Source organism: Vibrio ezurae NBRC 102218, assembly GCF_000467185.1.
Taxonomy (GTDB): Bacteria; Pseudomonadota; Gammaproteobacteria; order Enterobacterales; family Vibrionaceae; genus Vibrio; species Vibrio ezurae.
In genome coordinates, this window is record NZ_BATM01000033.1 from 52,531 (window position 1) to 77,179 (window position 24,649).

The 24,649-nt window shown below is 42.0% G+C and carries 19 protein-coding genes; 9 read left to right on the top strand and 10 right to left on the bottom strand.

Annotation, left to right across the window (positions count from 1 at the left end; all coding sequences use genetic code 11):
* Window positions 1–113 precede the first annotated feature (113 nt).
* The 3 genes from VEZ01S_RS10665 to VEZ01S_RS10675 all read left to right on the top strand — a co-directional run bounded on the left by VEZ01S_RS10665 (window position 114) and on the right by VEZ01S_RS10675 (window position 4,313).
* On the top strand, window positions 114–716 hold the full coding sequence (locus VEZ01S_RS10665) for a YecA family protein (protein ID WP_021714054.1): 603 nt from the start codon (window positions 114–116) through the stop codon (window positions 714–716).
* Between the two features lie 564 nt (window positions 717–1,280).
* Window positions 1,281–2,498, top strand: coding sequence for a D-mannonate dehydratase ManD (manD, locus tag VEZ01S_RS10670; protein ID WP_021714055.1), 1,218 nt, complete (start codon window positions 1,281–1,283; stop codon window positions 2,496–2,498).
* A 33-nt stretch (window positions 2,499–2,531) separates the two neighbouring features.
* Entirely contained in the window at window positions 2,532–4,313 is a 1,782-nt protein-coding gene (locus tag VEZ01S_RS10675; protein WP_021714056.1) for a sodium:solute symporter family transporter, read from the top strand.
* A 708-nt stretch (window positions 4,314–5,021) separates the two neighbouring features.
* On the opposite strand, the gene VEZ01S_RS10680 is transcribed toward VEZ01S_RS10675, so the two are convergent.
* From VEZ01S_RS10680 to VEZ01S_RS10695, 4 genes are all read right to left on the bottom strand, one after another.
* Complete coding sequence (locus tag VEZ01S_RS10680) at window positions 5,022–7,193, bottom strand: heparinase II/III domain-containing protein (protein WP_021714057.1); 2,172 nt, start codon at window positions 7,191–7,193, stop codon at window positions 5,022–5,024.
* Window positions 7,194–7,769, bottom strand: coding sequence for an acyltransferase (locus VEZ01S_RS10685; RefSeq protein WP_021714058.1), 576 nt, complete (start codon window positions 7,767–7,769; stop codon window positions 7,194–7,196).
* 173 nt (window positions 7,770–7,942) lie between these two features.
* Window positions 7,943–8,359: an RbsD/FucU family protein gene (locus VEZ01S_RS10690; protein WP_021714059.1), complete on the bottom strand. Its 417-nt coding sequence runs from the start codon at window positions 8,357–8,359 to the stop codon at window positions 7,943–7,945.
* A 56-nt stretch (window positions 8,360–8,415) separates the two neighbouring features.
* Entirely contained in the window at window positions 8,416–9,180 is a 765-nt protein-coding gene (locus tag VEZ01S_RS10695; protein ID WP_021714060.1) for an SDR family NAD(P)-dependent oxidoreductase, read from the bottom strand.
* 565 nt (window positions 9,181–9,745) lie between these two features.
* On the opposite strand from VEZ01S_RS10695, the gene VEZ01S_RS10700 reads away from it, so the two are divergent.
* The 3 genes from VEZ01S_RS10700 (at window position 9,746) to edd (ending at window position 13,247) form a co-directional block, all read left to right on the top strand.
* Window positions 9,746–10,753 (top strand): LacI family DNA-binding transcriptional regulator, encoded by a 1,008-nt coding sequence (locus VEZ01S_RS10700; protein ID WP_021714061.1) that lies wholly within the window; start codon window positions 9,746–9,748, stop codon window positions 10,751–10,753.
* 200 nt (window positions 10,754–10,953) lie between these two features.
* Window positions 10,954–11,463: a gluconokinase gene (locus tag VEZ01S_RS10705; RefSeq protein ID WP_021714062.1), complete on the top strand. Its 510-nt coding sequence runs from the start codon at window positions 10,954–10,956 to the stop codon at window positions 11,461–11,463.
* The gene (gene edd / locus VEZ01S_RS10710; RefSeq protein ID WP_021714063.1) at window positions 11,460–13,247 is read left to right on the top strand and encodes a phosphogluconate dehydratase; all 1,788 of its coding nucleotides are present in this window, start codon (window positions 11,460–11,462) and stop codon (window positions 13,245–13,247) included. Before VEZ01S_RS10705 ends, edd begins: the two co-directional genes overlap by 4 nt.
* Before the next feature lie 152 nt (window positions 13,248–13,399).
* On the opposite strand, the gene dsbB is transcribed toward edd, so the two are convergent.
* Complete coding sequence (dsbB, locus tag VEZ01S_RS10715; RefSeq protein ID WP_021714064.1) at window positions 13,400–13,930, bottom strand: disulfide bond formation protein DsbB; 531 nt, start codon at window positions 13,928–13,930, stop codon at window positions 13,400–13,402.
* 140 nt (window positions 13,931–14,070) lie between these two features.
* Window positions 14,071–15,666 carry a Na(+)/H(+) antiporter NhaB gene (nhaB, locus tag VEZ01S_RS10720; protein WP_021714065.1) on the bottom strand — a complete coding sequence of 532 codons (1,596 nt, stop codon included), beginning with the start codon at window positions 15,664–15,666 and terminating at the stop codon, window positions 14,071–14,073.
* Window positions 15,667–16,297: 631 nt separating this feature from the next.
* On the opposite strand from nhaB, the gene fadR reads away from it, so the two are divergent.
* Entirely contained in the window at window positions 16,298–17,137 is an 840-nt protein-coding gene (gene fadR, locus VEZ01S_RS10725) for a fatty acid metabolism transcriptional regulator FadR (RefSeq protein ID WP_021714066.1), read from the top strand.
* Between the two features lie 200 nt (window positions 17,138–17,337).
* On the opposite strand, the gene VEZ01S_RS10730 is transcribed toward fadR, so the two are convergent.
* The gene (locus VEZ01S_RS10730; RefSeq protein WP_021714067.1) at window positions 17,338–17,676 is read right to left on the bottom strand and encodes a hypothetical protein; all 339 of its coding nucleotides are present in this window, start codon (window positions 17,674–17,676) and stop codon (window positions 17,338–17,340) included.
* Between the two features lie 296 nt (window positions 17,677–17,972).
* Here VEZ01S_RS10730 and VEZ01S_RS10735 point away from each other — a divergent pair, with 296 nt between their 5' ends.
* Window positions 17,973–18,254, top strand: a complete 282-nt coding sequence (locus VEZ01S_RS10735) for a hypothetical protein (protein ID WP_021714068.1) — start codon at window positions 17,973–17,975, stop codon at window positions 18,252–18,254.
* A 580-nt stretch (window positions 18,255–18,834) separates the two neighbouring features.
* Complete coding sequence (locus VEZ01S_RS10740) at window positions 18,835–19,122, top strand: hypothetical protein (RefSeq protein ID WP_021714069.1); 288 nt, start codon at window positions 18,835–18,837, stop codon at window positions 19,120–19,122.
* Between the two features lie 106 nt (window positions 19,123–19,228).
* Here VEZ01S_RS10740 and VEZ01S_RS10745 read toward each other — a convergent pair whose 3' ends face one another.
* From VEZ01S_RS10745 to imuA, 3 genes are read right to left on the bottom strand one after another with little or no spacing between them, the layout of a single operon-like run.
* On the bottom strand, window positions 19,229–22,306 hold the full coding sequence (locus VEZ01S_RS10745; protein ID WP_040890757.1) for an error-prone DNA polymerase: 3,078 nt from the start codon (window positions 22,304–22,306) through the stop codon (window positions 19,229–19,231).
* A gap of 59 nt (window positions 22,307–22,365) precedes the next feature.
* Window positions 22,366–23,823: a Y-family DNA polymerase gene (locus VEZ01S_RS10750; RefSeq protein ID WP_021714071.1), complete on the bottom strand. Its 1,458-nt coding sequence runs from the start codon at window positions 23,821–23,823 to the stop codon at window positions 22,366–22,368.
* Window positions 23,820–24,494, bottom strand: coding sequence for a translesion DNA synthesis-associated protein ImuA (imuA, locus tag VEZ01S_RS10755; RefSeq protein WP_021714072.1), 675 nt, complete (start codon window positions 24,492–24,494; stop codon window positions 23,820–23,822). The genes VEZ01S_RS10750 and imuA overlap by 4 nt, the downstream gene beginning before the upstream one ends.
* Between the last annotated feature and the right edge of the window lie 155 nt (window positions 24,495–24,649).

Genomic DNA, 24,649 nt, shown 5'->3' on the forward strand with positions numbered 1-24,649 from the left:
GATTTTAGAGGGTTTTGAGTAAAATGTCACCGACAAATATAACTCGCAGCACGTAGTGTAGAAGCGTAAGCCATTTTCACTCATACTAGAGAAAAATTAGCAGAGTGCATTTTATGAGTGATTTAATTAACCTCCCACCACAGATACAAGAAAGTCGCTATTTTTGGGAAGGGGCAATACTTGCCGCAAACCTAACAGTGAAACCTTTAGAACCTGAAGCATGGGCACAACCTTTGTGCGGTGAAGGCTTTATAGAGGTAAGACCTTTGATTGTTGAACATATTAACGCTCAGTATGCTCGCCTAAAAGCCAATCAATATTCGGCACTTGAGTTGACACAAGATAATGCAGAACATTTAGCGGATTTGGCCGAGGGATTTCTTAGTGTTTGGCCAATTGTCGAGCAAGAGTGGCAATCTCAGGAACTCACTGATGGCACAGCAAGAATGCTCTCCGCATTATTAACCACATTGTCATTGCTGGTGGACGAAGAGCAAACGCATGCTCAGATGAAACAAGCGGGTTATGAAGATCTTCCACAACGAGCCGATTTACAACCGCAACTGGATTTAATGATTAACGAGGTTGCACAAGCGGCTGATGAGTTAATGGTGGGTAACAAAAGCCAAACTTTAAATCCTTACAAAGGTGTTGGACGGAATGATATTTGTCCTTGTGGAAGCGGTAAGAAGTTTAAAAAGTGTTGCGGTGCATAGCCTTCGCGTTTGTTACATGACTCTTATATCGCTTAGAAATAGCACTGAAAAGTGCTATTTCTAGTTTATGGACTCATTCTATTTCTTTGATTATGTAACCTTACTCCTTCCTTCTATAGGGTTACATCACCAATCTGAATACGCATTCCTTTTATTTTTCATGGATATTTATCCTTATATATCAATTGGTTGAATACCATCTGTGTTAGGCGATCGGCGGTATCCCTGTCTATTATTTTACGATGCATATTGTTACCCGTATCATCGCATGGCATCAAAAGTAACAAATAACTTTCCAAATATGAGGTCTGTAACCCCTTAAATTTGGTAATAGTTAAATTTAGTTACAATTTAAACTGTGATCATACTCACTATATTTCATTGAATTGAGCCTGTTTTTAGCGATCTAAGTCCCGTTTCTAATTTACCGCATAAGATGGAGCTCACATTTTACACTTACTACACTGAATGTTACCCGTAATATCTGTATTGTAATATCTAGAAACAGTTACTAATGAATAGAAATAATTAGTAGTGGATAGCAATGGCATCAAGAGGCTAATAATGAAAATTTCAGATATATCCGTTTATGTTTGCTGCCCAGATAGAAACTTTGTCACGGTAAAAATTACCACTGATGAAGGTCTATATGGTCTAGGTGACGGGACACTGAATGGGCGAGAGCTAGCGGTCGCATCATACCTTGAGAATCACGTTGCACCTTGCCTGATTGGTAAAGATGCGCGAAATATTGAGGATATCTGGCAATACCTTTACAAGGGTGCTTACTGGAGAAAAGGTCCAGTAACCATGACGGCCATTGGCGCAATTGATATGGCGCTTTGGGATTTGTTTGGTAAATACACAGGGCAACCTGTTTATCAGTTACTGGGCGGTAAGAGCCGAAAAGGCGTCAAAGTTTACGCTCATGCAAATGGTGCTTCTATTGATGAAGTGATTGAGCAAGCGGCTGGTTTTATTAAAGAGGGTTATAAAGCGGTTCGTTTGCAATGTTCTATCCCTGAAATGGATGGCACTTACGGCATTCTTGGTGACAAAAAAGATTACTACAAAATGCAAGGTGACCGACACTTGCCACCAGAGCAACCTTGGTCAACTAGAAAATATTTAAACTTTATCCCAAGCTTATTCAAAAAAGCTCGTGAAGTTCTTGGTTGGGATGTTGAGCTTGTACATGACGTACATAGCCGATTAACACCAATTGAAGCGGCTAAATTATGTAAAGCGCTAGAACCTTATGACCTTTTGTTCCTAGAAGATGTTATGCCTTCTGAAAACCAAGCTGAATTTGCAGGACTGCGTCCGCATTCAACAACTCCGCTTGCAATCGGCGAAACGTATAATTCTATTTGGGATGCAAAAACACTGATTGAAACGAACAGTATTGATTATATCCGTTGTGCAGTCTCTCACTTTGGGGGTATTACACCGCTAAGACGTCTCGCTGATTTCGCTTCTCTATATCACGTTAAGACATCACCTCACGGTGCTCCAGATCTATCACCAATAGCATTAATGGCGCATTTGCACTTTAACTATTGGGTTCCAAATTTTGGAATACAAGAATTTGTGGGCTTCGGTACCGATAAATTAAACAGTGTGTTTGATTATGACATCTACGTTGAAGATGGATTAATGAAAACAAGTGATAAACCTGGTCTTGGTGTTGATTTCGATTTTAGTTCTGTTGAGCAATATCCATATAAACGCTCTTACCTACCGGTAAGCAGACTTGAAGACGGAACGCTATCTGATTGGTGATAGGCGTTAAACGGTAAATAACGGAGCGACAAAATGAACGTTGATTTAGTCATTATCTTAATATATTTCGTATTTTTAACTGCAATAGGATTTGCATTCCGCAGTGCTTCTACCTCAACAAGTGATTACTTTAAGGGTGGCGGTAAAATGCAATGGTGGATGGTAGGTGCAACTGCATTTATGATGCAGATCAGTGCAATGTCATTCACAGGTCTAATGGGTAAAGCCCTTACCGGTGGTGTAGCGGTTGCAGTGGTATTTTTTGCCAACGCAATGGGTTACTTTGCTAACTACTTGTTCTTTGCAGCTAAAGCACGTCAAATGCGCGTAGTGAGCCCAATTCAAGGTATTAGACTGAGATTTGGTCGTGTGAATGAGCAGGTATTTACTTGGGGTATCGTACCTGTAAACATCATTCAAGCGTCTATCTGGTTGAATGCACTTGCCGTATTCGTGAGTCCTGTACTTGGTGTAGATTTAAGCACAACCATTATTATCTCTGGTTCAGTGGTTGTATTTATGTCACTGGTCGGCGGTAGCTGGGCGGTAGTTGCATCAGATTTTCTACAAATGGTGCTATTAACTGTAATGACTTTCTTTGCAGCTGTAGTTGCAATCTGGAAATCAGGTGGTGTGTCAGCAGTGTACGCGAACGGTCTTCCAACTCACGCTTTTGTGGGTGAAGGTTACAGTTCAATGAGCCTATTCATTGGTTGGTTTATCCTGATCTTCTTTAGACAGTTCTTCCAAACTAACAACATGATTGATTCTTACCGTTATATTGCGGCTAAAAACACTAATCACGCACGAAAAGCAGCGATCCTTGCGGGTTCTCTTATCCTAATTGGTCCTTTCATTTGGTTTGTTCCAGCACTGTTTGTTGCGGGTCACTACCCAGATGCAACGACTTGGGGTATTGATGTTCTAGGTAACAAACTAACCGATGCAACGTACTATATCTTTGTTAAACGTGAAATGCCTCTAGGTATGATTGGTCTGCTTGTCGCGGCAATGTTTGCAGCAACAATGTCTTCAATGGACTCAGCACTTAACCGTAACTCTGGTATTTTTGTTAAGAACGTTTACGAACCTTACTTCGGTAAAGGTAAAGATGAGAAACACCTAATGCTTGTGAGTAAATTATTCACAGCAGGTCTGGGCTTCTTAATCATCGTGGCAGGTCTGTACATGACTGCATTGAAAAACTACGGTCTGTTTGATGCAATGATGTTGGTTGGTTCGTTGATTACGTTCCCAATCTTAATTCCTTCAATCTTATGTTTCTTTGTTAAGAAAACACCTGATTGGGCTGGCTGGGGTACAATTGTTGTAGGTCTATGCGTATCAAGTATCATCGCATTTGGCATTACACCTGAGTTTGTTCAGCATATGATGGGCATGGATCACCTACCAACTCCACGTGAGTTTGCAGAATTCAAGTCTGTAACAGCAGGTACTATGGGTCACATGTGTATTACACTGCCGTTCTTCTTCCTAACTCGTTTGTTCTACAAAGAACCAACACCAGAGCGTGCGAAGGAAATCAACCAGTTCTTTAGCAACGTTGAAACACCAGTAGTGACTGATGACGAAGATGAAATTACAGAAATTGATGATCTTCAATACCGTGTACTAGGTAAAATGCTTCTAGCCGCTTCAGCTTGTATTGCATTACTAGTCTTCGTGAACAACCCATTGTGGGGACGCTTCTTGTTCCTTCTAATGTCAGGCATGGTTGGTACGCTTGGTATGGTTCTTTACAGAAAACGACACTCAAGCCAACAGCGCAAATTGTCTAAAGTGACATCCAGTTAAGACACTGAGTAAAGTGAATTAACCAAAACCTCTAACTGATATCTCAGTTAGAGGTTTTTTTTGTATTGAGTTTATACGTGGCAAAAGATGAGTTTTAGCAGGGGAAGACAAACCACGGTTATGTATTATTGGTTCTACGGTTCTACGGTTCTACGGTTCTACGGTTCTACGATTTATAGTTCTAGTCTTCCTAGCGTTTTAAGAGGGGGAGCAGGGCACACCGTCAGTCGATGTGTTAAAAGAATCGCACTGACTAACCGCTGTAACAGAGGCATAGAATTTACCCTGTAATTGACCGCTCTAACCGTGCCAATGTTAGCGGTTGTTGCCTTTGATTGAGGCTGATGTTTATGGTTGCTGAGAGGGGGAGGTTTTGCCTAGCGTGGCCATGAGGTTGTGTTGTAAGAACGGTGACTCATCGTACTCAATGGTGGGTTATTCTAGCTTGATAAAATACTCGATAGCTGCGTTACAATTTTTGATTGTAGAATAATGACTTATCGAAAAATGCTGCTTTGTTCTGGAGCATTTTCCTGCACTATTTCTGAACGCTTACTTAGTGTGATTGGTATTAGTCATTGATGTTAAACTGCTTGCTAAAGCTATCGCGTTTTCATGTTTGACAAGTGATGAATCTGAGCGAATGCGGGCTACGAATAAAAAAAGGCTTCGTAAGAAGCCTTTTCTCTGTTTCAACGCTTGATGGAGTTATACGGCAACGGTGATTTGACCGTTCGGGTATGAAATAATCAAGGTGTTATTTTCTAGTTTACACTCAGTCAGCGTGTGCTTAGTACAGGTAAATAGAGCTTGATGTAAGCTATTTTGTGGGAGTTCCCACTCAAAATGCGAAACATCTTCAACCGCATCTGATTGAATGACCGCCCCTGAGACTGGCTCGTTATAACCATGTTCTAGTGTTGGTTTCACTGTTGGGTGATTGAGCTGTGAGCAATGATAAAGTAAGTCGTCGTTGGTGAGTGTGACATCACAATCGAGTATCTTGGTGTCTAAGTAACTATGCATTCTCCATTGAACGGGAGCGGCGTGCATCAACTCGATATGGTCGTACACCACAATTCCAATCTCAGCAATGAAAACCACGGTGCGGATAAACTTCTGCACTTGGCTATAGGCTGCGGATAAATCCAATTGAGCGTAGCTGTAATCATTCCCCTGTCCTTGAGCTGTCACATGCGCAATCGCGGCTTCACTGTCCAGTATCTGGCCACTACCGTCTATTAAAGGTAGGTTGTGCGCAAGGGTTGTTCTGGTCCAAGTGGTATGGTGCGAACTGCCAAAACAGTAACCATAACTTCCCGTAGGAGTCAGTACGCCTAAGTTCCCATCAAATAGCGCGATATTGCCTTGATCGGCATGGCGGTGTGAACTATTGCCAAATAGACTGGCTCTGTATAGCAGTGCAGAACGCTCAGTACCTGTTTTTCCTACGCCAGCATCACTATAAAAGCGATGTTGTACTGATGAGTCAATGGCTTCGTTACTCTCTTTGCTTACAGGCTGATTTTGGTAACCTATTTGTGCGCGAGTTGGAATGATATCGAGTAAGTGCAAAGAATAACCGTTTATCTCTGCTTCCAGTTGCTGGCTAGCGTGTTTAGCTTGAACGTTGCCAAATCTTTCAGCATAGATACGCAAAGGGTTCTGCGAGAAAAACCCCGGCCATTCGACACTTTCTCTTCGACACCAAAATCCGTCGCCAAAGGGATGAATATCATAGTCTGGAACGACAAAGTCCATCGCAAATTGGCTGTAATTTTTATAGAACGGATGTTCATAGAAGGAAAACTGGCTAAGACGCTCTACGGCTAAGAAAAATGGATGATGCCATTTAGTGTAACTTGACGAATAGAAAGGGCCTTCCGCCCAACTGCCATCACTGCGACCATAAAACGGAAGAATACCTTTATAGATCATTAACGCATATTCTAACCATCGACGACAAATATCCGCATCATATTCTTGATGTAAAACCAATGCTGCTACGCCTAGATAGCCGGGAATCCTAGAGGTATGAGAGTGTCCAGGAAACTGATGAAACTCGTCACTTTCTAAACGAAGTTCCATTTGATGCGCCATACGGATAAGCATAGGTCGAACCATAGACTTTTCAGGTTCGGTGAGTAGAGGGGATAGCCAATGATAGGCCAAAAATAGGTTGCGACATAACGACAGACCCACTTCATCACCCCAAGTACAAGGTCTCATTACCGAAGCTGTGCCTTCTGGGCTCCATTGTGCCAAAGTGAGCAAGATCTCTCGTGCTCGAATACCACTTTGTTGGTCGTCCCAAATCTTAAAAAGTAAAGTACTGGTGATTAGGTCTCTGTCTATCCACAAACGGACGTTGTCGATGGCCGTACGTTTGCCAAGCTCTTGCCCGCGACGATGGTGGTTGGGGTATTGAATATCGTCGATATGGCAGCCTAATGCTTCGGTTTTCTTTAAGGTGTCATAACTAAATTGTGCAGCCGCTCGTACGCTATCAATATCGTCATCAAAATAAAGCATGAATTGAGGTTGATCGCATAGAGCAAATAGTTGCTCTGCTGTTGGAGGTAAATAGTGGGGGGATTGTTCATCTATGAAAAAATGAAAGGTGTCAGAACACTCTTCATTGCTATCGATGAGTGTCCATTTGTACTGTCCATTTGGTAAATGAAAATCCAGTTGCAATGGGGAGGATACACCATCCCATTGCCAACGTTTCTCGGTTGAAAGACATTCTAAAACCAATCGGTAAGTGTCTTTGCTTTTCGGCTGTGGCCAGTTAAAACTGGGCGGGTTCGTTAGGGCGCGCTTTCCATCACTCGGTGATAGAAACAGCTGAAAATCGTGATGTCGTTTGATTTCGAGCATTTATTTCTCCTGCTTAAACCAGTGGTACTCTCCAGTTTCAGAATCAATCTTACCAATCACTTTTGCTGGGGTTCCTGCTGCAATAGAGTACGGAGGAATATCGGTAGTAACGACTGAATTGGCGCAAATAAGAGAGCATTTGCCTATATCATTTCCCGGTGTAATCACTACACCACTAGTTAGCCATACGCCATCGCCAATGATGACTTTACCGGCTTTCTTATCGGTTCGAGCGCTAAAGCAATCGTCTTCTGCACTATAAAGATGATTAGAGGCAACAATGCTGACATGTGGGCCGACAAGAACATTTTTACCAATAGTCACGTCACCATTGATATAGCTATTGATCCCAATATAGGAAGCTTCACCAATTTGGTTTTGTCCTATACGAACAATAGCGCCTACGGCAATACGGACTTTTTCGTTGTGAAAACCCAATATAGATGCACGGGCACAATCATCGTGAAGGTTATTGCTTTTGTTTAAGTAGAGAGTGAACTTTTTGAATTCCTCATCGCTGAGGGGACCACCATGTACAGCTTGTACCGATGGGAAATCAAAGCCAGGCTTTTTCATGAGAAATACTCTTTGTATTTAGTTAGGTTATCTATGCTGAACGTGTCGATTCGAAATGTATACACTTAATACTGAGTTATTAGTGTGAGGGTGGTATCGGTTTATATCGTTAATAAAGGCAATGGAAATTACGTTTATTAACGATAGATATAATGATACTTACGACTAGGTAATTATTTAACTACGCCGACCGTCAGTAATAGATTTGCAAATCGACGTTTTTCACCTGTCGCAATGACTAAAAAGGTGTCAGTAGATTTGATTTGATCGTAAAACGGTTTTCGAGGTTGATGGCTAATGGGAGTACCTTCTGGAAGAATATTGACATATTCATCGTAGATTGTATTTTCGAAGTCGTCAGGCCAAGTCATCATTTCGGCGGCTTCTACATTGATTAGCTCAGTAACCCCTTTAAGTACGTCTATTGCATTCAGCATATCTGGAGCAAAGTTCAGATAGATGATTTCAGCTTTAGGGTTTGAGTTGGTGACGAATGAAAAATTACCATCGGCAATAAGGATCTTTGCTTTGTGTCCACACTTAGCCAGTGCTGATAATAACTCGGGATGGGTAATGTTTGTCTTGATCATAATAAAAAAGGCTCCTAAAAAATGGCACAGCGAGTAGCTGCGCCATTGGATTTAAATTACATGCGGTATACGCCACCATTGATATCTAGTGTCGCACCAGAAACAAAGCCGTTATATTCAGACGCAAGGTAGGTAATCGCTTTGGCAACGTCTTCTGATGTGCCTGCGCGACCTAGAGGAATACCACGAACGGTTTCTTCTGCTGATTCTTTAGTTGTGTGCTGATCGTGGAAGCGTGTGCCTAAGATAAGGCCAGGAGCAACCGCATTTACACGAATACCAAATTCGCCAAGCTCAGCAGCAAGTGAGCGAGTCCAAGTAAGCACAGCGCCTTTAGTCATAGAGTAAGTTAATGAACCTGAGTGACCGCCAGAGCGACCTGCAAGAGAAGCTAGGTTTACAATGCTGGCGCCTTCAGTATTTTCTTTTAAGTAAGGAAGAGCAGACTGAGTCACGTTTTTCATTGTGGTCATATTGACATCGAACACAGTTTGCCAGTAGTCAGATTCGATCTCACCTAGCCATTTTCTTGCAATGATGCCACCCACGTTGTTGATTACGATATCGATACCACCAAGGAATTCAGCCGCATCATTGACACAAGCAAGTGCATCACTTTCGTTGATAAGGTTTGCAAATCCAAAGCTGGCTTTTTGTCCACGAGATTCAGCCAGTTTGACGAGCTCTTCAACACCTTCTGTACCACTAAAGTAATGAGCAAAAACATCACAGCCTGATTCAATCAGAGCCTTTGCTGTTTCATAGCCAATACCTTGTTCTGCACCAGTAATGAACACTTTTTTGTTCTTCAAACTTCCCATTTTAGATCCTTAATAAGTTGTTAGTACTTCAGAGGCCTTTAAGTGTAAGGAGTAACCCTAACGTGCTTGTAAGTAGACTCTAATATGCGCTTTTAAAAAATAAGAACAGAGGCATACGCCTCAATCTATCTTTCAGATTTGGTCATAGATACAGTGGATGAAAACTCTATACCTATGATTTATAAAATAATTTAGCCCCCGATGACTTTAAGTTAATTGAATGTTATCGGTAACTATTGGTTTTAGTATAAATAACCAACGCAACATTACAAGTAATCAAGTAAAAAACGTGAAGCTGATCAAGTGTATATTCTGGTTTATTATGAAATTATCATTTACATGCTTGTAGATGTTTTGTATGAGAATTCAATGAAGAGTACGATTTCTAATCGAAATCCGATGAGATGCAATGATAATCCTTTTTTGATAAAGGACGTCATTTAATTAATGATGAATTTGTGTCATTTATCGGCAGATATTGTGCACTATCTCCATAATAGCAGTGTTAACTCTAACGGTATTATATGTTACAGTAACAGCCTATTTTTGAGGTGAGCACAGAGTAATGAGTGAAAATAAGCGGAAGTCTCGGGCAACGCTACAGGATATCGCTGATCGTGTTGGTGTGACCAAAATGACAGTCAGTCGTTTTATGCGCAACGAAGAATCGGTATCAGTGAAGACTCGAGCAAGTATCAAGGCAGTGGCTGAAGAGCTTGGATATATCCATAATCGTGCGCCTGCTTTATTGTCAAAATCATCAAGCCGATCCATTGGCGTATTGCTTCCATCATTGTCTAACCAAGTATTTGCTAAGCTAGCTCAAGGCATTGAGTCAGTGACGAATCGACGTGGCTATGAAGTATTGCTTGGTCACTACAGTTATGAAAGTGAAATTGAAGAAAGAAAAATCGCAACACTGTTATCCTATCAGGTTGATGGTTTGATTTTGACTGGTACTAGTCACTCTAAAAAAACCTTGAAGATGCTTGAAACGGCAGGTGTTCCTGTCGTTGAAGCGATGGAACTTCCTGAGTCTCCTATCAATATGGCGGTGGGGCTTGACCATAAAATGGCAGCCTATGACGCTGTTAACTTGATGATAAATAAAGGTAAAAAAAACATAGCTTACTTTGGTGCTCGACTTGATAGTCGCACCAAGCTGCGTATGGAAGGGTACGACGAGGCTATGGTTGAGGCTGGACTTGAAAAAAATCATTTTTTAACGTCAAGCCGCTCTAGCTTTACAATTGCGCGTGACTTATTAAACCGTGCTTTAGATGATTGTCAGTATCTTGATGGTATATTTTGTACCAATGATGATATCGCTATTGGGGCTATTTTAGCCTGTAATGAAATGGGCATAAACGTGCCAGAACAGATCAGTGTCGTTGGTTATAATGCTTTGGATATTGGGCAAGCCATTACTCCAAAATTGACCAGTGTTTACACTCCAAGGTATGAGATAGGAGAGCTTTCCGCTGAGCTTTTATTAAATGCTATCGAAGGCAAAGAGCCTGAAAAGCGCATTAATGATCTAGGATATACCATCACAAACGGCAAGAGCTCTTAATACTCTGATAGTGATTTTGGGCAAAAAACTGTGCTCAGAATCACTCTTTTCATCATAAACACTCAGAACTTTCCTTGAATATATTCACAAAGACAGAACTTACAGGTAAGATGTTACCCATAACAAAAATGATGTTACCGATAACATCTCATGTGATGAGTATCGAGTCCATTGCAAAAAGCTTACTAGAAGAGGTTTAAATGGAAGGTAAAAGTATTGTAATTATGGGCGTTTCCGGATCAGGAAAATCAACAATTGGTGAGCTTCTTGCGGCTAGATTGTCAGCGAAGTTTATTGATGGTGATGATCTACATCCAAAAGCAAACGTTATAAAAATGGCCTCAGGTACTCCACTTGATGACAGTGATCGTACTCCGTGGCTAGAAAGAATAAATGATGCGATCTATAGCATTTATTCTAAAAATGAAACCTGTGTATTTGTCTGCTCTGCATTAAAGAAAAAGTATCGTGACGCTATTCGAAACGGTAATGAAAATGTGAGATTCGTTTTCTTAGAAGGTTCGCAAGAGTTAGTGCTTGAACGTGTGCATATGCGCAGCAGTCATTTTATGAAATCAGATATGGTAGATAGTCAGTTTGCGATTCTTGAACAACCTGTCGATGAAGATGACGTCATAACGATTGATATCTCTTTGTCGGTCGATGAGATGTTAGATGATATCTGTAGCCGTTTAGGATCATCGATATGAATAAAACAGTAAAACAAGTTACCGCTAACCTTATTGAAAGAAGTCGCGAAAGCCGTGCTGAGTTTTTAGAACGAAGTCGTTCTCAATCTGCATTGGGTAAAAACCGTGCAGGGCTTTCTTGTGGGAATTTAGCTCATGCGGTTGCGACAAGCTGCAATAAAGAAACGATTTTAAATCTTGTGAACTCTAATGTAGCGATTATCAGTGCCTATAACGATATGGTTTCAGCGCATGAACCTTATCGTAATTACCCTGAGATTATTAAAGCTACGTTGGCTGAGTTAGGTCATTCAGCACAAGTCGCTGGGGGCGTACCTGCTATGTGTGACGGCATCACACAAGGGCAAGATGGAATGGATATCTCTCTGTTCTCCCGCGATTTGATTGCTCAAGCGACAGCCGTCTCTCTGAGCCATAATGTGTACGATTCCACTTTACTACTGGGTGTATGCGATAAAATTGCGCCAGCAATGTTAATGGGCGCGATGTCATTTGCCCACTTGCCAACCGCATTTGTACCTGTGGGGCTTATGGCTACAGGCATTAGCAATGAAGAAAAAACCAGCGTTCGTCAAAAATATTTAGCGAAGGAAGTGGGCATTGATACGTTGCAAAAAATGGAGTGTAGTGCTTATCACTCTCACGGTACATGTACCTTCTATGGAACGGCCAATACTAACCAGCTTGTTTTCGAAGCAATGGGCTTGATGTTACCAGGCTCTGCGTTCGTATCACCAGATAGCGAACTTAGAAACAAATTGACCAAAGAGGTGGCCGTCAGAGTCGCTTCTTCTACGCTAGGCTCTTCAAATTACCGCCCATTACACGATGTGATGACTGAGAAAAACATCATCAATGGCATTGTGGCACTGCTTGCGTCAGGAGGCAGTACTAACCATACGATTCATATGGTGGCGATTGCTCGTTCTGCGGGTATCTTGCTGAATTGGGATGACATTAGTGAGCTTTCAAGTGCGGTACCGCTATTAGTGAATGTTTACCCTAACGGCTCCGAGGATATGAATGAATTTCATCGTTCGGGCGCTGTACCTGCGCTATTAAAGCGACTCAACGAGGATGGATTCTTAAACCGTGATGTGCTGACTTCTTTTGGGGAGTTTGAGGATCAGCTTAAGACACCGCATATTGACAATGATCGTTTGTGTTGGAGCGACAGTAAAGGTACGACTAATGGTGACGTCATCGCTTTAAGTGGTGAATGCTTCCAAGACACAGGCGGCATCAAAGTACTGAATGGCAATATAGGCCGCTGCGTGATTAAAGTATCCGCGATTGCAGAAGAGTTCAGAAAAGTAGAAGCGCAAGCTAAAGTTTTTACTTCTCAACATGATGTTGAAGCTGCTTATCAAGCGGGTGAGCTTAATCAAGATTGTATTGTGGTCGTGACTCATAATGGTGCGGCATCGAATGGGATGCCAGAGCTGCATAAGCTGATGCCGATTTTAGCCAATGTCCAGAAAGCAGGCTTTAAAGTCGCCTTGATTACGGATGGTCGCTTGTCTGGCGCATCTGGCAAAGTGCCGTCGGCTATTCATATGTCACCTGATGCGGCTAGAGGCGGTGCTATCGCTCTTATTCGTGATGGAGATATCTTAAGCTTAGATTGTGTCGCAGGGACGGTGAATAACTTGTCTGATGTCAGTGGTAGAGAGTGTGCTGAAGTTGACACTGAAAGTCAGCAATTAACCTTTGGCCGAAACTTATTTACCTTAGCGAGAAACAACGTTTCGTCAGCGGAAGAAGGAGCGAGCTTTATCTTATAATTTGTAAAACGAACATTATTTCAAATCATTCAAATCACTAGTGGTGCAGGAATACGATGAATTCCTTGTTGCCCCTGCATGACGTGAGTTTATGCAGAAAAAACGGGAGCTGATAAAATCGGCTCCCGTTTTTTATTCCGTTTTTGTAAGGGCTATTTGCTAGCGTGATGCTTCTTTAGTCCAACAGCTTGTAGCAATGTAAATAGGATAGCGACAACAAGGCTTGCACCAAAAATAATCACCAGCCACTGAGGCATAGATAGGTCTAAAAATGTCCAGACAATCTTGCTGCATGTACCTGTGGGTAAAAACATCCAAGGAACCCATTGGTCAAGGGGAGCCCAGCTTGGAAAATTAACAAAAATATCGCAAGTATTAAAAGGAGAGGGATTAAATTGGTAGCTCACATGCTCTAGGGCTAATGATAGACCTTTTGCACTTGAGGCAATCCAACCCACTAAGCCTAAGCCTCGCAGAATGGAGTTTTTAGGTTGAGATATACCGATGATACCTGCAATCGCAATTCCTAGCATTGCTACGCGCTCATAAATACACATCACACAAGGTGACAGTAGCATTACGTGCTGGAAGTAAAGAGCACAAAGTTCAAAAGCGATCATGGCTATTATCAGTAAAAGCCATGAAATACGAGAGCGAGAAAACTGATATAAGTTCTCGAGCATGAATCTATTTCCTTATATACATCTATATACGCGCAAAAAAGCCAGTGTGGACTGTCGTTCGCACTGGCTAATAACAGTAAGTTCTTTTTAACCCTTTAAAGCGGGCAAATCAATAGAGTATCAGTCTGGAAATAAGTTCCCTAATGATGCACCGCAGAACTTGGAATATCGATAACATGCATCGGTGGATCTGAAATCCAACCAAAATCAGTAAAGGTTGCTGTCATCGGCTCCAAGAAGAACATAATCCCCACCATACCGACTAAAGCCAATACTATGGTGTATGGGAACGCCATGATAACCATTCTTCCGTAAGAAAGACGAATTAATGGTGCAAGAGTTGATGTCAGTAGAAATAAAAATGCCGCTTGACCGTTAGGTGTCGCTACTGACGGCAAATTTGTTCCCGTATTGATGGCAACAGCAAGAAGATCAAACTGCTCACGGTTAATCACGCCATGTAACAGGGCCTCTTTGACTTCGTTTATGTATACCGTACCGACAAAGACATTATCGGAAATCATGGAGAGTAGGCCATTGGCAATATAGAACAGCACCAGCTGTGTGCCTTGATCTTCTACCGCTAATACCGCATCGATAATGGGTTCAAAGAGATCTTGCTGAATAATCACGGCTACAATGACAAAAAAGACCGCCAATAGTGCTGTGAACGGCAAGGCTTCTTCGAAGGCTTTACCCAGAGAGTGCTCTTCGATAATACCGGTAAAAGAGGTCGCTAAGATAATGACTGACAATCCTACGAGACCGACCGCTGCAACATGGAAAGCCAGACCTACGATGAGCCATAACGCAATCGCGCCTTGTACCCAAAGCTTGGCAATATCTTGTTTAGAACGGCTCTTTTTCTCTTCTTCGTTGTAGTCTTCAAGAATGGTTCGTACATGTGCTGGCAGCTCTGAGCCATAACCAAATATTTTTAGTTTTTCGACAGCTACAGTGGTTAATAACCCCATCACAAGCACGGGTAAAGTAACGGGTAACATCCTGATGATAAACTCACCAAATAGCCAACCGGCTTGATCGGCGATAATCAGGTTTTGGGGCTCACCCACCATGGTCATCACTCCACCAAGCGCCGTACCGACCCCTGCATGCATAAGTAGTGAGCGTAGAAATGCACGGTATTCGTCAAGATCATCACGAGTCAGCTCTGTAAGGTGTCCATCTTGAGTATGATCATGCTGAGTGCCGTGACCTTTGCCGGAAACGACTTTGTGGTAAATCGCATAAAACCCCACGGCAACACTGATTACAACCGCGATGACGGTTAAGGCATCTAAAAATGCGGATAAGAAAGCAGCCGCGGCGCAAAAGGCGACGGATAGCAAAGCTTTAGATCGAATGCCGAGTAGAATTTTGGTAAAAATAACCAACAGCAGCTGCTTCATGAAGTAAATCCCTGCCACCATGAAGATAAGCAGTAATAATACTTCGATATTGGCAACCAATTCATGCTTTACCATTTCAGGCGTCGTCATCCCAATAGCGACAGCTTCAATTGCCAACAGCCCTCCAGGCTGTAATGGGTAGCATTTGAGTGCCATTGCAAGGGTGAAAATAAATTCAACCACCAGTAGCCAACCAGCAATAAAAGGGTCGACTAAAAAGAACACCAGTGGGTTAATGATCAAAAAGGCCACTATGGCTAGTTTGTACCAGTCAGGGGCTTTTCCGAGAAAGTTTTTGACGAAGGCGTTTCCTTGGCTCAAAGGCATAATGCTTCTCTCTTAAAAGTATGTATATCTGATTGCGTCGATTTTATACGACCTATCCATGTGACAATCGGATTGAGCAGGTGGATAAACTTGGGCATTAGCGTATAGCGGGATGTTGACTGAAGTTAGCCCGATCGTACGTGCTAGGTTTGCAATTTACATCCTGTAACACTCATGTTGCTGGCGCAATATTTACTCTAAATAGTTTGATAGTCAATCAATTCATGCAATTTATATTGTGTTTACATTAAAAAACCATATAAGGCTGGGTTCATATGTAAGTTTCATGTTTTTAGTGGCGATCTTGTTATGCAACTTGAGTGTTATTGTATGAGAAGTAATTATGTTTCATAACCTTTTGTTTTTAATTGGTTAATTAAAATGCTGTTGCTAATCTTGTTGTGTGACTAATTGCTTATTGTTGGCTTTTCATTTTAGTCTACTGACTGTTGGGCGTATTTCTTTTGAAAAAATACTATTTTCCATTTTTTTGATGGTGTGCGCAGTGGTAAGGGGAAAGTCGGAGAGTCCGTCATATTTCAAGGCTCATAATATTACTCATTTTTGTAATTTTAGATTAGGTGGTATGATGAGTCATATTTCGTGAATTTTGAGTTGGAACTTCCAATCTATGGTTATTAAGGCAAAAAGCCCAGCAGGCTTTGCAGAGAAGTACATTATTGAAAGCATTTGGAACGGACGATTTGCTCCTGGCTCGATCTTACCCGCTGAACGTGAGCTGTCTGAATTAATTGGTGTTACACGTACCACTCTTAGAGAGGTTCTACAACGATTGGCACGTGATGGCTGGCTGACCATTCAACACGGCAAACCAACAAAAGTGAACCAGTTTATGGAAACCTCTGGTTTGCATATTCTAGACACTTTAATGACGTTAGATGCGGATAATGCGACCAGTATTGTGGAAGATTTACTTGCCGCTCGCACCAGCATCAGCCCAATTTTCATGCGCTATGCGTTTAAAGTGAATAAAGAGCAATCAGAGAATACGTTACGACGCGTGATTGAGTCTTGTGAAGCACTGATGCAAGCAGATTCGTTTGCAAGCTTTATGGATACTTTCCCATACGCTGAGAAAATTGCACAAAATATCAAAGAAGATAATGAGAAAGATGAGCAAAAGCGCGATGCTATTTTAATTGCGAAAACGTTCAACTTCTACGATTACATGTTGTTCCAACATTTGGCTTTCCATTCTGGAAACCAGATTTATGGCTTGATCTTCAATGGGCTAAAGAAACTTTATGATCGTGTAGGGGCTTTCTATTTCTCAAGCCCAGTATCACGACAGCTTGCGCTTAATTTTTACAAAGACCTATTATTGGTCTGCGAAGAAGGCAATCGCGACCGTATAGCCGCTATCGTGCGTCAATACGGTATTGAAAGTGGTCAACACTGGAATGAAATGAAAGTGAGCTTACCCACTAACTTCACTGAAGATGATAGCTAACCGCACTGTTGTCTAAGTCATATAACTTTCTAGGCCCTGCATGATATGCGGGGCTTTTTTCATTAATTAGATTCGTACCAACAAGTCATCCATCGTGCACATTATAAGACCAATCACAATAAGTAAGTGATCAGAAATAGCGATATCTTCAAGTGAAACGTCTGCGAATGAACGACTAGGGATTTTAATTTCCTGAATCATCAGTCTATTCGGGTGATAAAAGTCTGCTCATCATCCACAAATGCCACAAAGCCGCCGTGATAGATAAACACTCGACCGCGCCCTTCAACTAAACAGGCAAGCTGTGGGTTCAAATCTTCTTCGTTATCCTGACTTTGAAAAGTGCCAGTATCGGTGATCACACCACTAAGTGCCGGCAAATATCCATAAGTACGCTTGGCTTGATCAATCAGGCTCAACTCGCTGGTGGTTGAGAAGCAGGAGGGGATTTTTCCAGCGTCTTCAATGAATATAGTTTTCAGTTCTTCAAAAGCGGTAATCACCAGCCAGTCGATGTCATTAACATGATGGATAAACATAGAGTTTCTCGATAATTCTGATGCGGAGATTTTATCACTATCAGGGCAGAACCGAGTAGAGATTTAGTGGTTAAAGGCTGTGATTCTGTGCCATCTCTGGATATTCTTTGTAAAGACAGGAGGCGAAACGTGACACGTATTCGTTATATATCAGTGGGTTGTAATGTATATTGATGAATGCTAGGTAAATGAAAAACGAGCAGGTCTGTGATTAATCATGTTGCGTGTATTTTTTGTGTAAGCCGTTAGCAATCAGTTGTATACCTAAGTCTAGTCATAATTATAGGGAGGAAGTGATGGAACTTAATAAGTATCAATTTTTCATCATTGGTGAATCCGATGGGAAAAACTTTACTTTCCTTGAGATGGATATAAAGGGCTTCCAAAAAAATAAGGATGAACTTTTGTCACAAGGTTTTTTTGTTGATGGTGAGGTAATACTGGCTAATACAGCAGAAGAAGCTGTGGAAAAGTATAAGCAAGAGCACCAAAAAATTCTAAGCGGTGGTATTGCATCTAGGCACCCGTTCTTGACCTTTTTTACTATGCTTGGTGAAAAGCTGCGTCAGAACCAGTAAGTTTCATCCCCCTAAACCTAATTCTAGGGTGACATGTCAGTTATAAGTGGCTCTGTAGTCGTGGTTGACTCAGGGCAGTGACCACTAAAATGAAGTCATTTTCTTTTGTAAAGTATGCGATTCTCCTATCTAATTTTTCACTACAGCTCATTTAGGTTTTCTAGTGGAGTATTTCTTAAAAGTACCACGAGCAAAGCTCTTTTAAGCTTTCTGATATAGAAATTGTGTTACCTGTACTCTTTACAATCGCAATCAGACGGTCACTCGTTCTGGTATTTGCAAACAGGGGTGATCCATTTTTGTTTGTGGTTAGTATAAGTCGTTACATGAAAGATTTTTTGCTTTGCTAAGGTCTATTTAGCTATCTTCATCTCATCGATTTTAGGTGGTAGTGGGGCGAAGTGTTGTTCGCGATAGTAGATTTGCTTTGTGGGAATTATCGTGAAGTGAGTGCTTCCTTAGAGGTGAGTGATGTAAATAGAAGTAGAAACAATAATGACTCTACATTTATTTATTATTAACCAGCGACTAAAATCTAAGGGCGTTCCTAGCTTTTAATAAGTTAACCGAGGGCGTTGATATGAACCTAAAAATCGGCTTTATAACCATCTCTATAGTGGCGTTTTCACCATTTGTTCTTGCTCAAGAAAAGGTGTTTAACGATGTTATTAACGGTAATCACTCTGTTTTAATTGCAGAAAATAGCAGTGGTTCAAGTTCTGAGAGCAAAGAGCAACTCTTTGAGCCTAAAGGTATGCAAGACAATAATATGCTTGAGGCTTATGAGAGCAAAGTCATGGATGAAAACATAGAGGAAACCATGGATGACAAGCAAGGCCATCAACGAATTCACCATAAACGGGCTTAGTTTCCCTTTATATCGAGTTCTTATTTAAGCCGCTTTATGATGATAAAGCGGCTTTTTACATTAGTGAAAGACATGTGAATGAGCCTGTTCTATCGGATGCCTTCTCTCAGTGAAAATCACGGGAACGACTTGCCAGTTGTATTAACTCATCACTGATATCAATTAGCTGGCCTGCGATGACGTGTATGACATCCCCTTCTTTTTCGATAATACCTTTTACTTTTAATATCTTAGCCGTTAAATAACTCTTCTTTTGTGCCCTGGCTGTAGCTTGCCACACCACCACGTTTATATTGCCAGTGTCATCTTCTAGAGTGAAGAAGGTGATGCCGCCAGCGGTATGAGGTGATTGTCGCCCTGTTACAACGCCGACAACGGTGACCATGGATTGATGGGGTTGGTGGATTAATTGATTCTGTCGAATGAAGTGGCCTAATTTATTCTCTTTTTCTAAAAGGGTAATAGGATGCTGACTCAGCGATAGCCCTGTTGCGGAATAGTCTTCAATTAAAGCCTCATAATCGTTAGTCTGAAAAGTGTATTCTAGGGGAGCAGAATCACTGTGTTGCTGATTGAATAGAGGGAGATCTTCTACAGAATCCATTAGTTGCCAGCGGGTTGAGTAACGATCTCCTGCTAACTCACTCAGTGCATTGGCCGATGTCAGCGCGTGTAATTGTTGTCGATTAATGCCTATATTTTTGATTTGCTGCAGATGAGTAAATCCATTATGTGGGCGTGCGGCCAGTAGTTGTTCTCGACTAGTTTGAGACAGCCCTTTAATCAGCCTTAAGCCTAATTGAATTTCACTGACCGCATTGTTTCTGACGATGCTGTGTTCATTACAGGAGCGATTCACGCTAATCGGATGCACTGTAATACCATGTCGTTTGGCATCTTGTAGTAGCTGAGAAGGTGAGTAAAACCCCATAGGTTGGCTATTGAGTAGGGCCGTATAAAACTCAGCAGGGTAATAATGTTTGAGCCATGCCGAGCAGTAAGCTAACACAGCAAATGAGGCGGAGTGACTTTCGGGAAAGCCATATTCACCAAATCCACAAATTTGTTCGAAGATCCGCTCTGCAAACTGGTTGTCATAGCCACGAGATCGCATTCCTGAAATGAGCTTCTCGCGAAATTTAAATAAGTCGCCATTTTTTTTCCAAGCAGCCATCGCTCGACGCAGTTGGTCTGCTTCACCGCCACTAAATCCAGCAGCCACCATCGCCAGTTTTATTACTTGTTCTTGAAATATGGGGACGCCTAAGGTTCTAGCAAGGACACTTTCAACCTCTTTTGACGGATATGAAATGGCTTCTTCACCGTGTCTTCGTTTTAAGTAAGGGTGAATCATATCGCCTTGTATCGGGCCTGGTCTTACAATGGCAATTTGAATGACTAAGTCGTAATAACAGCGCGGTTTTAGGCGCGGTAACATGCTCATTTGAGCTCTTGATTCTATTTGAAAAACGCCAATGGTATCGGCTTTCTGTAGCATAGCGTACACCTTGGGGTCATCTTGTAGGCGAGTTATATCGGCGATGCTCAATTGACGTTGATGGTGGCGTGCAATTAATTGAAAGCAGTGTTGGATAGCACTTAACATCCCTAGAGCAAGCACATCGACTTTGAGCAAACCTAAACTTTCAAGATCGTCTTTATCCCATTGAATGATGGTTCGTTCAGGCATAGCTGCGTTTTCTACTGGTACCAATTCATATAGGGGACCTGCTGAAATAACAAAGCCGCCAACGTGTTGAGATAGGTGGCGTGGGAACCCGATAATCTCATCGACTAATTGGATAAAGAGTTGCCCTTTTAGCGAATCGGGTTTGAGCCCAAGCTCGTAAATTTGCGCTTGCCAATTAAGTCCGACATCACGACGGTTAATATTTTTGATAAAAAAGTCGAGTTGAGTGTCATCAATCGCTAATGCTTTACCGACTTCTCGAATCGCACTTTTTAACCGATAGCGAATCACTGTGGCGGCTAACGCCGCTCGCTCACGTCCGTATTTTTGATAGATGTATTGGATCACTTCTTCGCGGCGTTGATGTTCAAAGTCCACATCAATATCCGGCGGTTCATTGCGCTCTTTACTGATAAAACGCTCAAACAGTACTGATATTTGTCTAGGATCGACGGAGGTAATTTCTAAGCAGTAACATACGACAGAGTTTGCCGCAGACCCTCGGCCTTGATAGAGGATGTTCTTGCGTTTAGCGAACATCACAATGTCATGAATGGTTAAGAAAAAATGCGCGTAATTGAGTTCATCAATAAGTTGGAGTTCTTTATCGATGGTGGCTTGCACAGCATGAGGAACACCATTAGGAAATCGCTGTTGTTTCCCTTGTTTTACTAACTGGCATAAGTGTGCAAATGGCGTCATAGATTCAGGGACGATTTCAGCGGGGTATTGGTAACCTAAGCTCGCTAAATTAAAAGAGCAGCGATGGGCGATGTTGTGCGCTTCTTCGAGCCACTCTCTACGAAAGAGTTTACTGAGCTTTTCTTTATTACGCAGACTTCGCTCTGTATTGGTCAGTAGGTGCTCACTAATGCTGGCGACGCTGGCATTATGCTTAATAGCAACAAGAGTATGTTGCAGTGCTAGGCGCGTTGCATTGTGCATTAATACACCACCGCAGGCGGTGATAGGGATCGCGTATTGTTCTGCGATAGTTTGGTTGTATTTTAGGTATTGTTTATCAGCATGAGTCAGGTGTCTTTGCAACCCAAGCCATAACCGAGAATGATGTTGTTTGGTTAACCATTGCGCCCATTCATGATCGTACTCCTTCATCTGCGGTATCCAGATAATAAAGCAGTGTTTGATAGACAGTATGTCCCATTGAGATAGTGAATACTCACCTTTGCTACTGCGTCTGCGTGCATTGGTAATAATACGAGCTAACTCAGCATAGGCTTGTTGATCTGGGCAAAGTAATACGATTTGGCACTCTTGGTTTAACCAAAACATACTACCGACGATTAACTTAATGTTTAAGTGGTGGTTTTTTATTGCAGTATGCGCTCTTACCACTCCAGCTAAAGAGCATTCATCGGTTATTGCAAGTGCGGAGTAGCCAAGAAAGTCAGCTTGCGTTATTAACTCTTCAGGGTGTGAAGCACCGCTTAAGAATGAGAAGTTACTCTGACAAAAGAGTTCGGCATAGTGCACAGTGGCTTGGTTCATTGGGTTAACCTACTACAGCTGAACAGCAAAAGATAAGTCAGTCATTAGCTGAACACTCCTTGGATAAACCATTCTTTACTTGGGGTTCTGTATACCCATAAGCAGCGTCCTCCTTGCTCTCTAGCAATAAAGTAATCTCTATTGATAGGATTGCCATCCCACCATCCACTTTGTATCCGCTCTGGCCCTTGCATTATCTCAACGTGGCTGTGTAAAGGTTGAGGAACTGGATAAATAAAGCTAGGACGGGTAAGCGTTGACTGAGCTTTATTATTTGGCTTGGAAAAAGGATCAATATAACGGGTACTGGCCTCTGGTCTAGGGTCGTTATTGGAGGTGATTCCAGTTATTGCGGTTTTACCTAGTTTGGCTTGCAGTAAAGAGAGCAACTCTAAAGGCGAGACTTCTCCAGTATGCTGATCAAATAAATCACTTTTGGTCGCGGGTGTTTCTCCCGTTCGAATGGCTTGTAGGCGAATCGATAAAATAGGAGCGTTTAATTGGGTTGATTCAAGAGTCAGTTTAGACAGTTGCAACCACTTACGCGCTTGGTAATCTCCAGCAGCAGAGTAAAAAGTGATGTTTTGTTGTGATTTATCTCTTTGGTACAGGCTGAGTTGTATCTCATAAGCCACTTTATCTCTTAGCTTTAAAAAGCACTCCATTTGTTCTAATAAACAGGTTAACGGTGCCATTAAGCTGTGAGTATGTTCAATCTCAAACAATAAATTAAGGTGCTGATTAAAGTCAGCGGGAGGGTGGTAAAACTGCACAGGGTGCTTAAATTGTCCTAATAAGCGTCCCACATAATTCACCACTTGAATATCGAATCGACGCGCAATATCGGTCATGTTCAGTGCGGTTAATTGAGCTAAATTATGCACGCCGATACGAGCTAGTTTTTCTATGTTTGATGGACTGAGTTCTGTTGCCATAAGCGGGCGTTGCAGCATAGAGTGTTCAATAGCCTGCTTATCATCGGTAATGTGATCGTAGTGAGTCTCGGCTAACAGTTTTGCTGCCAAAGGAGAGAAAGCCGTCGCGTAGTGATAGTGTAAATGCAGTTGATCGAGGTGCTGTGAAATGGTTTTCCAGTAGCTTTCGAGGTTGCGATACAAGGTGAGCATATTGGATACTTTGAGCAAGATTCCTTGCTCTGTAAATAGGGTCATATCCGAAGTGTACACATAGAGCCATTGGGCTATTTGTTGTAGTTTATCGACTTCGATGGCTTGTTGGTACGGCAGTACCTGTAGCTCGGCACACAGTGAAGCGGCGCTACCTAATCCCATTCCTAACTGAATGCCTTTATCAGAAGCGGCTTGATTGAGTTGGACAATTTTATGCTGTTGGACAATACCGATAGCTGGGTTCTTGAAATCTTGGCACTGAGAGTCAAAGCTAGAAGCGTGCTCCTCTTTGGGATTAGTCCCCAAATTCGAGTGAGAAAACAGCGTGTCTAATTGCAATTGTGGAAAATGAATATACAGCCATAGGTTCATGCGTGTTGCCTTTTGCGTCGAGGAAAAGGAATGACTTGATGCGTCGGCTTTTCTGTACAAAGTTGCGGCCAGCGGTGGCTAAAGTCGATAGTAAAAGAGTGCTGTTGCCATCCTCCGCGACGTTTATTTACGCTCACTTTAACTCCATTTTCTGTGGCCTCTAGCTGTACGCTAAGAGGGATGGGTAATGAACAGCGATTTTGGCGGTCAAGATTGAAATGCACACTTAATGCTCGGCCTTTTTCAGCCGCCACTTGCAGACGTCTTGCTTGATGAACTTCTAGCTGTGGGTGCCACAAGCATACACAAGTGCAACTGCCGCTTTTTAAGCATTGCTCTGCGGCCCATAGGTCATGCTCGGTACTATTGATGACCAAGATATTGTGCAGAGCTATTCCTTCTGCTTCAAAGTAATGAGCACACGGTGGCGCTGGTGGATTAATTAACACTAAGGAGCGATCTTGAGTGTTTGATTGCAGCATAGGAGTCAGTAGCCTTAGCTCACCAATACCAAATTCAGATTGGATCTCCATGAGTCCTGTTTTTGGAAAACCCTCTAAATAGGTATCCCATTCACTAAGATAAGATGGTTGATTGATAAGCGGGATGCTTTGTTCTGATCCCTTCCAGATCAATTGCTTACGTTGTAATAAATCAATAATATTTTGCATAATAAACACCTGTATATATATGCAGTATATTTAACTTTATGCGAGACGCAAGTGGCAAAGTCGATCTGTCGTTGAATTGATTAGCTATAGGTGTAATACCCATCGTACTAAATAACGGGCCATTCTAGCTTGTTAAAATACTCGATAGTGGCGTT